The organism is Vibrio sp. 10N.222.54.A3 (assembly GCF_041474095.1).
Lineage (GTDB): Bacteria > Pseudomonadota > Gammaproteobacteria > Enterobacterales > Vibrionaceae > Vibrio > Vibrio crassostreae_C.
This window is the reverse complement of record NZ_JBFRTN010000055.1, coordinates 39510-52238: the sequence shown is the minus strand read 5'-3', so window position 1 is coordinate 52238 and position 12729 is coordinate 39510. Positions and strand designations below refer to the sequence as shown.

The window sequence follows — 12729 nt, the reverse complement described above, 5'->3', positions numbered from 1 at the left end:
ACTCAACTTGGTCACATGGGCGCCATGTGCTCATGTTTGGAGTTAGACGTAGAGAAGCGATTTGCTCAACTGGTTGGTGAGTTGGACCATCTTCGCCAAGACCGATAGAGTCATGCGTGTAAACTTGGATGTTCTGAGTTTTCATCAGAGCAGCCATACGCATAGCGTTACGCGCGTATTCCATGAACATTAGGAAAGTTGCGCCGTATGGTACGAAACCACCGTGCAGAGCGATACCGTTCATGATAGCCGTCATACCGAATTCACGTACACCGTAGTGGATGTAGTTACCAGAGAAGTCATTTGCTTCAAGAGACTTAGAACCAGACCACATAGTCAGGTTAGAAGGCGCAAGGTCAGCAGAACCGCCCATGAATTCAGGTAGCATAGCTCCGAACGCTTCTAGTGCATTTTGAGATGCTTTACGTGATGCGATGTTTGCTGGGTTAGCTTGAAGATCAGCGATGATTGCCGATGCTTTCTCTTCCCATTCAGCAGGAAGATCACCGTTTACGCGGCGTTTGAATTCAGCTGCCAGCTCAGGGTATGCTGCTTCATAAGCTGCAAGTTTCTCGTTCCACGCTGCTTCCTTAGCTGCGCCTGCTTCTTTCGCATCCCACTCTGAGTAAACTTCCGACGGAATTTCAAAAGGACCGTGCTCCCAACCTAGTTGCTTACGAGTTGCTGCGATTTCATCAGCGCCTAATGGTGCACCGTGACAGTCGTGCGTACCTGCTTTGTTTGGAGAACCAAAGCCGATTACAGTTTTAGTACAGATTAGAGTCGGACGAGGATCCGCTTTAGCTGCTTTGATAGCCGCGTTGATAGCGTCAGAATCGTGACCATCTACCGCTGGGATTACGTGCCAGCCGTAAGCTTCGAAACGCTTAGGTGTATCGTCAGAGAACCAACCTTCAACTTCGCCATCGATAGAGATACCGTTGTCATCCCAGAAAGCAACCAGCTTACCAAGACCAAGCGTACCTGCTAGAGAACATGCTTCGTGAGAAATACCTTCCATCAGACAGCCATCACCCATGAATGCATAAGTGTAGTGGTCTACGATGTCGTGGCCTTCTTTGTTGAACTGTGCTGCTAGCGCTTTCTCTGCCATAGCCATACCAACAGCGTTAGTGATGCCTTGACCTAGAGGACCAGTCGTTGTTTCGATGCCTGGTGCGTAGCCGTACTCTGGGTGACCTGGAGTCTTAGAATGCAGTTGACGGAAGTTTTTAAGATCTTCAATTGAAAGCTCGTAACCTGCTAGGTGAAGCAGAGAGTAAATCAGCATTGAGCCGTGGCCGTTAGACAGGATAAAACGGTCGCGGTCAGCCCACTCTGGGTTTGCTGGGTTATGGTTTAGGTGAGAGCGCCAAAGTACTTCAGCGATGTCTGCCATACCCATAGGTGCGCCTGGGTGACCAGAGTTTGCTTGTTGTACGCCGTCCATGCTTAGAGCACGAATAGCGTTAGCTAGATGTTTGCGATTCATAAGAACTTCCGAATAAAAATTAAGAAAAACAAAATTGATAAAAGTAGGGGAACTGAACGTTCCCCTATTTGAATTTGGTAAGAGTGATTACAGCTTAGCTGCGATCATGTCTTCTAGTTTGCCTTGGTCAACGGCGAAGTTGCGGATGCCTTCAGCCAGTTTCTCAACAGCCATTGCATCTTGGTTGTGGTCCCATAGGAACTCAGCGTGAGTCATCGCTGCTGGACGCTCTTTAGTACCGTTAGAGTCGATAAGCTTCTCTACTACTTCGCCTTCTGCTGCTTCTAGGTCTGCTAGAAGTTGAGGAGCGATAGTTAGACGGTCACAACCAGCAAGTTCAAGGATCTCGCCGATGTTACGGAAGCTTGCGCCCATAACAACAGTTTTGTAGCCGTGGTCTTTGTAGTAGTTGTAGATATCTGAAACAGAGATTACGCCTGGATCTTCTGAAGCTTCGAAATCACGACCTTCTTTCGCTTTGTACCAGTCCATGATGCGACCAACGAAAGGAGAGATTAGGAATACGCCAGCTTCAGCACAAGCACGAGCTTGAGCGAAAGAGAATAGAAGCGTTAGGTTACAGTTGATGCCTTCTTTCTCTAGGATTTCAGCAGCACGGATGCCTTCCCAAGTAGAAGCCAGTTTGATAAGGATGCGGTCATTAGTGATGCCAGCGTCGTTGTACATTTTGATAAGTTGACGAGCTTTAGCAACGCTGCCTTCCATGTCGTAAGAAAGACGAGCATCTACTTCAGTAGAGATACGGCCAGGTACAACTTTTAGGATTTCTTTACCGATGTTCACGTTAAGCATGTCGCAAGTATCTTGAACTTGCTGTGCTTTATCACCGCTTTGCGCTTTTGCGTATTCGATAGAAGCATCGATTAGAGGAGCGTACTCAGCAATTTGAGCAGCTTTAAGAATTAGAGATGGGTTAGTTGTTGCATCTTCAGGAGTGTACTTGCTGATAGCTTCAATATCGCCAGTGTCAGCTACAACAGTTGTTAGTTTACGAAGTTGCTCTAATTTATTGCTCATTTTGATCATCCTATGTATCGCATAACACCTCGTTAATGGGAGAGGTGTGGGCATTTGCAAGCTAACTAATGAAGTTCTCAATGGTTGTACCAGTGAGCCAAACTTACATTAATTTAAATTTTTCTCCGAACGAACATTTGCACAGAACATTTGATCGCTCGATGAGTAAATGATGTAGCCATATTTATCCGATCTAGCCCCAAAGTCAACGGTAAATAGTACTGTATGGTGACTTCAGTCAAATATATTTCGCTCTAGTAATCATGGGCTATGCAAGCAAACGTTTAACGAGCAAAGTGAGGTGAATTAATCAACAACAAAACCATGGTTATGACTATGAGCAAATGTACCTTGCTGTTACATATGTTCGGGGTGTAAACTTGTGTATCACTTGCTTAAGCATCGAACATTTGTTCTTCAAGCAGGTAAAATAATTGTTAAATATTGGTTGAGTGGTATATGAGTAAGAATATCCAAGATGTTTCCGAAGAAAACACTGATCTCCTCACTGAAGTCGCGGTTGCTTATTATCAAGATGGTGCCACGCAAGAAGAGATATCTAAAAAGTACTCTATCTCCCGTGCAAAGGTTGGTCGAATGCTCAAGCAAGCCCGAGATGAGGGCATTGTTGAGATCACCGTGAAATACCACCCTGTCTTTAGTGCGAAGATCGAGCAACGTTTGATCGAACGATTTGGTGTAAAGCGTGCGCTTGTGGCACTAGACCAACCGAATGAAGAGAAGCAACGACTCCAAGTAGCCGGTTTAGTGTCTAACTATCTTACCAGTACACTGAAAAACGGTATGGTGGTGACAGTAGGGCAAGGGCGAAACGTATCGTCTGTTGCTCACCACACTGGCGTAATTACGCCACGAGACTGTAAATTCGTGTGTGGTATCGGCGGTATTCACCCAAGAGGCGGTATGTTTAATGCCGACCATATATGCAGGCAGCTAGCCAAAAAGTACGGTGGATCTTCTGAAACCTTATACGCGCCGGCTTATGCCGAGAATAAAGCGCAAAAAACCGCATTTATGGAAAACAGCACCGTTAAGCAGACACTCGATCTCGCTCGAAAAGCCGATGTTGCATTAGTCGGTATCGGTGATATGAGTGAAAACAGCTATATGGTCGACTTAGGTTGGTTTACCGCAGGTGAGGTCGTTCAATCTCGTTTATTGCAAGGAGTCGTCGGTGACTTTGCGGGTTATGACTTTTTCGATGTTCACGGTAAAACAGCAAACACAGTAATGAGTGACCGTGTGATTGGTTTGGCCTTGGAAGAATTCCGCCCAATTGCAGAAGTCATTGCCATTGCAGCCGAGAACAGTAAACCACTCGCTTTGTTAGGTGCACTAAGAACCGGCGTGGTAGACGTGATCGCAACCAGCGTAAGTAATGCTTTAACGGTACTTAATTTGGACGAACAACTTAGCGTGAATAAACCATACGGCAGTGAATAGTAAGATATTTGTGCTTCGTTGAATTCACTACTTGAGTAATCATGGAAAATCCCCCTAATGAAACCAGTGCAATAAGGGGGATAACTATTAGACATGACTCGAATAGTGAATTTGTTCAGCGGTTGAAAGAATTATCACTCTTTAATGTTAAGCCACACTAAAGGAGATAATTATGAAACTGTCATTTATCACACACGCTATTTCTAGCAACAGTGACCAATCAAGTTCTATCTTTAAATCTATTTCTATCTTTGGGCTTAGCTCAATAGCCACGGCTTGTATGCTCACACCTACAGTACATGCCGATGATAAAGTCGTCGCAGGGTATTTTGCGGATTGGCAATATCTGAATAAAGACAACCCTTATACCGTTGACGACATACCTGCAGACAAGCTCTCACATATTATTTACGCCTTCTTGAGCATGTGTGGTCCTCATAGCGGTGCTGGTGAGCCCGTCCAAAAACAAATTCAGCAGCAATGTGCAGACAAACAACCATATACCGCGATTATTGTGGATAAAGAAGCTGCGTTAGAAGTCGATTTCGGAGACGTGGGTGTTGATGTCGCCTATAAAGGTCACTTTGCCCAGTTAGCTCAACTGAAGGCCGACAATCAAAATATCAAAATTTTGCCCTCATTTGGAGGGTGGACAATGTCTGAACCTTTCCATGCGATGGCGAAAGATCCTAAAGCCATTGCGCACTTTTCAAGAACTGCTGTTGAGTTGATCCAAAAATACGACTTCTTTGATGGTATTGATCTTGATTGGGAATACCCAGGAGGCGGCGGCTTAACCACTTCGCCTTGGAACCCAGAGACTAAACTAACGGATGAGCAAAAAGCGCTAGAGCGTGAAGCATTTACACTTTTAGTAAAAACAATCAGAAGTGATTTGGACGCTCTATCAAAGACGACTCAAAGAGATTACGAGCTTTCAACGGCTGTCGGTGTTGGCGCTAAGGCTGCCCAAATTGATTGGAACGCAGCTAGCCCATATTTGACGAACATGTTTGCGATGACGTATGACTTCCTCGGAGGCTGGGGAACTCAAACAGGTCACACAACAAACTTACATGCCACCGAGCGTAGTTGGTGGGGAATGGGAGCTGATGTCTTCATTAATCAGATGATAGAGCAAGGTATTCCTAGCGAGAAGCTCGTGATCGGGGCGGCTTTTTATGGTCGAGGTTGGCAAGGGACAAAAGACTTTGCTGGAGAGCTGCCTAAAGGTGACCTAGTTTCTGAACAAGGGGCGCAGTTTGGTACCGGTGAAAACGGTTACTTCATGTTTTGGGATCTTATGAATAACTACAGCAGTAAACAAGGTTATGAGTATAAGTATGATGAGCAAGCTCAAGCACCTTATTTGTGGAACCCAGATAAAAAAGTATTCATATCTTTTGAAGATCAGCGTTCTATTAAAGCAAAGGCAGAATGGGCGAAGAAATCAGACCTAGGCGGCATTTTTACTTGGGAATTATCAGGAGATCCTTCCGGGCAGTTGATCGATGTTATGCATAGTGAAATGAATAAAAAGTGAAATGAATAAATAACTGAACAGAAAATACCTAGAAAATAAGGTAGGTGTTTAGCCGCCTACCTTATTTAGCTCGTCTATTTAACTCACGTTCTTAAACAGAACATTCCGCGTGCTCGGTCACTTTCTTGTTTAGGTGAGTAGCCAGCTCATCATAAGGAATAGGGCGAGAGAAGTAATAGCCTTGCATTAAGTCACATCCACATGCCTTTAGAATTGCGAAGTGTTCGTTTGATTCTACGCCTTCTGCTAATACCACCATGCCGAAGTTCTTACCGATTGCGATGATGTTTTGCACCATGGTGAGTGACTGCTGATCGACAGCAATGTTCTCAATAAAGCTCTTATCGATTTTAAGTTCATCGATAGGCAGTGCTTTCAACATACTTAGTGATGAATAACCTGTCCCGAAATCATCTAAAGAGATCTTTATATTCTTCTCTTTGAGGGCTTCAAAAGTCGGTTTCACCAAAGTCACATCTTCAATGAACAAGCTCTCGGTAATTTCTAGCGTTAAACAGCTAGGAGAGAGTTGATACTTTTCTAGTGTCGCGAACAAGTGCTCAGAGAAGGATTGATGAGAAAACTGACGCACTGATATGTTGATCGACAGCCCGATCTTTTGTTCTGTTGTTCGGTGCAAGTGGGCGATCTGCATAATGCTGGACTCAATAATAAAAGTCCCCAGTTTTTGCATTAAACCCGTGTTCTCTGCTATCGGTATAAAGACATCTGGCGGAACAAAACCCAATTCCTCATCAATCCAGCGCACGAGTGCTTCTACACCGTGAATACTCTCATTTGCTCGAACCAGTGGTTGGAAAACCATGAACAGCGTTTGTTTCTCGATAGCGATGCGTAGCCTTTGTTCTACTTTCATTTTGTAGAGGTGGGCGTCTTGCATTTCCGTTGTGAAAATACTGTACGAGTTTTGCTGCTGTTTCGCTTTGTACATTGAAATATCGGCAGAACGTAACAGGCTATCCAGATCTTTTCCGTGTTCTGGGAAACGCGCTACGCCGATGCTGCAACCTAACAAAAACTGAGCGCTTTCAACTTCATAAGGTTGAGAAAGCACTTCAATAATGCGCTTGGCGAGTCGTTTAATTTCAGCTTCATTCGACAAGGGCGTCAAGAACAAAAACTCATCACTGGATTCACGTACCAATAGGCTGAGGCGAGATCGGAACCTCATCAAACGCAAAGCGATCTGTTTGAGAACCTTATCTCCAAAGTCATGCCCGTGGGTGTCATTGACACATTTAAAGTTATCGATATCGATAAACAACAGCGAAAACGGCTCTGACTCATCGTCAATCCATTTACCAATGTTTCTACGCATGTACAAACGGTTTGGCAGAGAGGTTAAAGGGTCATGGTTCGCCTGATAAATGAGTTGGCTACGAGTCCGTTGTTCATTCTTGGCAATCGACTTAACCAAAAAGTAGAAACCAAACTGAAGAAAAATAAAGGCAACGAAAAGAATGCTGAACTCTTGTATGAATATACTATCGACGTGAGTTAGATCCGTACGTCCTACCACCCATAATTTGTAGTTTGGGATGTATTTCGCGCTCATCAAAGAGTGGTACTCTTCATCGTCGACGACAAAAGAATAGGTTTCTTGCCCATTCATCGCTTCTTGTACGCTAATTCCGAAGTGGTCGGTAAAGATACTTGCAATACGCTGTATGACATCTTTGCCGACTGGAGAGGAATAGGCACTCTCAGATTCAATATCACTTGAATAAAACTGGCGATAGCTGTCTTTTCTGATCAGGCTTAGTGTATTGAAACTTCCGGCGTGAGCATTATTTTCAAATACGATCGTTGCGTCTAATCGTAGCCCTGCGGTCATTACTGCATCGGTTTTCTTGCCATCGATTGAAATGGATTTTCTCAGCGGGATGACTAAGCTATTCAACGAATCTTGAAAATAGGTACGGCCAAGCACCATGCTACTGCTTGATAGGGCGTCTAGGAAGGAGCCTCTGGTTGGCGCGTATTGCAGCAAGTTCCTTTGATTCGCAAGTTCGAGATTTGAGCTAATCGAGAGGTAATCACCGTCGGTGTTCAACAAGCCAAACGCTGCTATCGCAGGGTGGGTCTCAAGTAGCTTGTCTAATATTGGCCTAATCTGGATAGATGCAGTACGTGTGAAATCAGACTGTTGAGCCAGTTGATGGCCAACCACTTCTAACAAGGCTTCTTGACTGGTCAGCAGCGAGTTGACGGAGCTAGAAAAAAGCTCAACCTGAATGTGTTGCTGCTCTATGAAGTCGTCTCTGTTTGCTTTCCAGTTTGTTATTCCCAACGCGGCGAAAAGTATCAGGGTCAGTAGTACGACAAACGCGTACAGCGACCAGATATTTTGCTTAAATAGAGCCATGAGGTGCCTTTGTTGGTTACTACTTTTAACAGACTGCAAGTGACAAACTATTGGGTTGTCAGCGCGATTCATGCAACGAAAAATACAAACATCAATGATGAAAGTATTAATGATTAAATAGTGTAACGACTACGAGCAGAGATTCTTGAGTGAAAAATTAGTATTCATAACGTCGATAACGATTAGTTTATGATTAATCACGAATTATGGTTAGCAAGTTGATGTGGGTTACAAATCAAACGGCGTGAATCGAGTCTTGGTCTCAAATGAACATAGCGTTAACTGCGACATAGAGGCTTACTTCATGAGACGTGGAGCCATCATTATCAGTAAGCTCTTTATGCATGCGCAGTATATTCTAATAGTTGCATTAAGCGAAGTTGAATTACTTTTTAGTCACGGCGATAGGGAGTTTGTCGTTAGCACCCCATTCCGTCCATGAACCATCGTAAACACCCATTTCACCGTTATAGCCAGCGAGTTTAGCGGCTAATAATATGATGCAAGCTGTTACGCCAGAGCCACAGCTAAAGAACATAGGTTGAGAAGGCGTTAATTCTAGCGTTGAAAAGATATCAATAAGCTCTTCTTGGGACTTTAACTTGCCGTTTTTGAGTACTTGGGCAAATGGTAGGCAAATAGAATTCGGTATATGGCCACTACGCAAGCCTTCACGTGGTTCAGGAACTTCTGAATCGAAACGAGCTTGAGAACGAGCATCTACAATGTTTGCGCTCTTGTCAGTTGAGTAACCTTCAATCTGCTGAGCACTGACAAAGTAGTTGTCTTGAATATGGCCTTCAAAATTGCCCGCTTTTACTTCGGTGCGATAGTCAGTCTCGGTCGCGTAACCGGCTTCGATCCAAGCTGGCAAACCGCCATCTAAGATGAATACGTCGTTGTGTCCCATTGCCATAAACATCCACCACGCACGAGGAGAAGCGAAGGTTCCGGAGTTATCGTAAACCACAATCGTACTGTCTTGATTGATGCCAATTTCTTTTGTGCGAGTGTTGAAGTGTTTTTCGCTCGGAAACATGTGAGGAAGCAGAGTGTGCTTGTTACAAAAGTCTTTGTCGTAGTCAAAACGAATAGCACCAGGAATCATTTGTCCTTTGATCTTTTCTGACTCGCTTGGAATTTGAAACTCGATGCTGGCGTCGAGGATGATGATATTGTCTTCTGCTAGCAAACGTTGTTGAAGTTGTTGTGGTGAGATGAGTGGCTGATTCATTATTGTTATATCCATTCTTGTTGTTTTAGCGATTCTTACTGTTTTAGCGATTACTGTTGCTTTTGCGAATACAGTTGCTTTACGAATACCGTTGTTGCATCGATGGCTACTGTGCAGCTCGACAGTGGATGAACTGATAACTGCTTTGTCCGGTTATTTGATTGTTTAATGTATCAAGCGCGACCACAGAATCAATAGGGCAGTCTGTGGTAGGAGCAATAGAGAGCCGAAATACGTCATTATCTTTTGTCTGAACCGTCAGATAACGCCTGTGCCCATCTAAGGATTGAGTAAGCGTGTTCGAAATTACTTTGGCTTGAATACGTTGCCCCGTCTCTGATGTTAGCGGGAAATAGGCAAGGGCAACTAACACGCCTACGCCACACATTAAGATAAATAGACCTATTTTTAACTGTTTCATGAGAGTAAGTCTTTGAAGGTTATGTTAAAAATATAAGTGAGGTTGGTGGTAAAGTGAATGCTACTCGCTAAGAAAGCTGAATTAACTGCTCTTCGACGAAAATAAAAAAGTGAGCATTTCTGCTCACTTCCTACTTACAAACAATCCATTTTGACTCTGTTTCGTCAGAGATCTCGCTAACGACAAGTTACCTGCTGTTAAACAATTTACTGCCAGACAATCTGAGAGTCGCCGCTAGAAACCACTTGTTGCAATGGAGGTTGACCATCGTAAAACCAAATCTCTATCAAGAGTGCGTCATGGTTTACTGGTGCTGCAAAGTTGGAGGCGAACACACCGTTATCTAGTGGGCCCGCAATGACCTTGCTGGAGTAATCCGGCTTCAAGGTTGAGTCATCTCTTGTACTAAAGCGGCTATAAACGGTCACAAAAGAACGGTCTGTCGAAATGCTGCTGATGTCAATGTTGAGATCAAACTGTTCAACAGAGTTGTAGTCAAATCCATCAGGTACCACCAAATCACTCATCGTATAGCTCTGCGCTGCTACCGCACTTGTCGCGGGAGACGGCGAAGGCGTTGCTGTTACCGGAGTCGTTGCTGTTACCGGATTCGACGGAGTTGCAGGTGTCGAGGGTGTAGATGGTGATGCCGTAGATGTACTTCCGCCCCCACCCCCACCGCCTCCACAGCCGGCTAATACTAATGGCGCTGCAGCTAAAATAACGGCTAGTGACTTCTTGATGTTCCAAGTGCTTTGTACAGACATACGTTTTTCCTCAAAGAGATTGCGACTTGAATCAACGCAATGATTGTCTCGATATTGTTTAGTGTGAATAGTCATAACGTCTCTCCTTATGGTTCGTAACGTTGGTTGTCTGCAGGTGATTGGTACCATGTTTGGTTCGTTTCACCGCCGGATTCTGCGTATTCTTTAAACTCTGGGTAAGCGGTAACAATATCGACGTACTCTAAAGGCCACTCCCATTCGTCATCCGAAGTCACTATTAGTGCCCAAGGGTGGTTTTCTACTGTTTTGAAGTATTTACCTGTTGATGGATTACTGTCATCGACGCCTAAACCAGCTTCAAAGAGGTTAGTGGTATCAAATGCTTCGGTTGGAGCTTGGTCTGGCAAGTGAACCTCCCAGCTGCGTCCTGGATGTAGAGGTAGGTTTTCACCGTGATAATAACCAGGCGTTGCGAAAATGAACGGGTCGTAAGGCATATCGGTCCAGCTGCCTGTGCTCACACCGTCACCGGCTAAAGTAATACCAATTTGGAATGAGAACTGCTCATCCTCTTTACATCCATTACTGGTGCGGTAGAAGGTACAGCCAGTGCTGATTTTTTCTGTCAGGTCATTGGCGATAACAAAGATTGCTTCACTACGTCCATCTTCTAGGTCAAGGTCAGTGAATACACCGTTGTGTTTCATGTAAGAGCTGCCATTACTCACTAAGCTCGGGTCTAGGTTAGGAAGTCGAACAGCAAAACCATTTCTGTACGTTGCCCCGACAGCAGCTAGGCGGCCGTCGATAGTGGACTTAACGACTTTTCCATCTTTAAGGATCTCAGTAATGCGATACATAAGAACAGCATCGTTCATGTCGTAATCTGCTTTATATGGCCAGTTATCTTCGTACGCGAGCGTTGCGTAACCAGAAGCACTTGGGAAGTAACGAGCAGTGGCACCATCGTTAAGAACATCGACTTGAATATCGACCACCTCACCAGAGGTTGAACCGCCAAAGTAACTTAGGTTGGTTTGTTGACTGAATCTAAAGCGAGCCCACGTCGTACCGGTCAGAGCGTTGATATCGACATTTAGGAACAGATCGTTTTCACCCGTATCTAACAGGTAATCGGTAAATACTTGCTCGTTGGCGCCATCGAAACTGCCATCTTGGTTCCAATCTATCCAAGCCGAAAGGTAACCGGTTGTTGAAGCCTCAATCACCACTTTTGAATCAAGACCAGCTTCAAGTGCGGTTACAAAACCGATACCACCGTTCGCCCACTCATCATCAATACCCACGCTTTCATCCGATTGCGGTGTTACGTAGCCGTCAAGATCGGCGTCGGGCGCGTCTGTACCTAACCAAGTCACGCCATCTAGTTCATGTCGAGGACCGTTACTTGCTAATAACGTTAGATAGGTATCTGGAGCGTCACCGAAGTCGATGTTGGAATCTTCATCTACGACAGGCGCATTCGCACAGCGAGCACCATCATTTTGATTCGAAGAAGGGCCATTCGATACGAACTCTACAGCAGGAACGACACCTGCAGCGATGTTTGCAGCGTTATCTGGGGATAGGTTGATACGGTAGATCTTACCGTCTTGATTTCGAGATACGTAATAGTAGCCGTTTACATCAAAATAACCTGCGCCAAACGTCCCTGTTTCTCCGGTATCACCAATATAGGTTTCTGCACCTGTAGTTGGGTTGAAGCTGTACAAGCCACCCGAGTTATTGTCGATACCATATAAAGAGCCATCACTTGGATGGAAAGCAAAATCAGTCAGTTTTACAGTTGCAGGGCTGCCTGCGATTTTGTTGACCGTGACGGTCGCATTCGGATCAGAGTCTAAAGGAGAGAGGTCAACAGTAAATAGTCCCTTACCTGTACGATACAAGTAGTAAACATGGTCATAGACGTCGCCGACATAGAAAGTGTGATCGGTTGGTAAGCCACTGGTATTGATAACTTCTGCTTGGAAGTCTTGACCAAGACGCACTAAACGTTTGTTGGTGGTGTCATAGCCATAAATATATCTGTCTTGAAAGTCGAAACCGACACCATTGATATTGGCATTCATACCCGTATCGTCTTCTAACAGTGTGGTTGAACCTGTTACTAGGTTTACACCCCAAACTTCAACGGGTTTCGACTGAAAGAGGTATGCTTGACTAGGGCAGGTATCGAATGGCGCTGCGTTGGCGACTAGAGGGGCACTTAATAGCAAACTTAACGTTGTAATTCTCATATCTACATCCTTGTGATGGAAGGTCTAGATATTCAATCAAGTTACGTGCCAGTTTTAAGCATTTGATTTAATGGGTTTTTATTATTTATCGAGTTCAGTTTCCAATTTGAGTGTCAATATGAAAGTGTGCCATCCAAATAGCCAAAGGCCTTTATATTTCTA

Annotated in this window: 9 protein-coding genes; 2 read left to right on the top strand and 7 right to left on the bottom strand. The window is 44.5% G+C overall.

Translation table 11 applies throughout. The features are described from left to right. Both tkt and tal read right to left on the bottom strand, forming a co-directional pair. Nucleotides 1-1492 (bottom strand): transketolase (gene tkt, locus AB4507_RS12610; protein ID WP_372182779.1); only part of this gene is annotated, 1492 nt, incomplete at its 3' end. An 87-nt stretch (nt 1493-1579) separates the two neighbouring features. After that, nucleotides 1580-2530 (bottom strand): transaldolase, encoded by a 951-nt coding sequence (gene tal, locus AB4507_RS12605; RefSeq protein ID WP_009845571.1) that lies wholly within the window; start codon nt 2528-2530, stop codon nt 1580-1582. Nucleotides 2531-2989: 459 nt separating this feature from the next. Between tal and AB4507_RS12600 the strand changes: the two genes are divergently transcribed. Next, nucleotides 2990-3994 (top strand): sugar-binding transcriptional regulator, encoded by a 1005-nt coding sequence (locus AB4507_RS12600; protein WP_017064428.1) that lies wholly within the window; start codon nt 2990-2992, stop codon nt 3992-3994. Nucleotides 3995-4166: 172 nt separating this feature from the next. Continuing rightward, nucleotides 4167-5537, top strand: a complete 1371-nt coding sequence (locus AB4507_RS12595) for a glycoside hydrolase family 18 protein (RefSeq protein ID WP_372180757.1) — start codon at nt 4167-4169, stop codon at nt 5535-5537. Nucleotides 5538-5628: 91 nt separating this feature from the next. On the opposite strand, the gene AB4507_RS12590 is transcribed toward AB4507_RS12595, so the two are convergent. The 5 genes from AB4507_RS12590 to AB4507_RS12570 form a co-directional block, all read right to left on the bottom strand. Continuing rightward, nucleotides 5629-7923, bottom strand: a complete 2295-nt coding sequence (locus tag AB4507_RS12590; protein ID WP_017068242.1) for a bifunctional diguanylate cyclase/phosphodiesterase — start codon at nt 7921-7923, stop codon at nt 5629-5631. A 385-nt stretch (nt 7924-8308) separates the two neighbouring features. Next, nucleotides 8309-9157, bottom strand: coding sequence for a sulfurtransferase (locus tag AB4507_RS12585; protein WP_017061707.1), 849 nt, complete (start codon nt 9155-9157; stop codon nt 8309-8311). A gap of 106 nt (nt 9158-9263) precedes the next feature. Beyond that, nucleotides 9264-9578 (bottom strand): hypothetical protein, encoded by a 315-nt coding sequence (locus AB4507_RS12580; protein ID WP_017061706.1) that lies wholly within the window; start codon nt 9576-9578, stop codon nt 9264-9266. A 206-nt stretch (nt 9579-9784) separates the two neighbouring features. Further along, nucleotides 9785-10420 carry a hypothetical protein gene (locus tag AB4507_RS12575; RefSeq protein ID WP_017064433.1) on the bottom strand — a complete coding sequence of 212 codons (636 nt, stop codon included), beginning with the start codon at nt 10418-10420 and terminating at the stop codon, nt 9785-9787. An 11-nt stretch (nt 10421-10431) separates the two neighbouring features. Then, nucleotides 10432-12567 carry an LruC domain-containing protein gene (locus AB4507_RS12570; RefSeq protein WP_372182778.1) on the bottom strand — a complete coding sequence of 712 codons (2136 nt, stop codon included), beginning with the start codon at nt 12565-12567 and terminating at the stop codon, nt 10432-10434. Between the last annotated feature and the right edge of the window lie 162 nt (nt 12568-12729).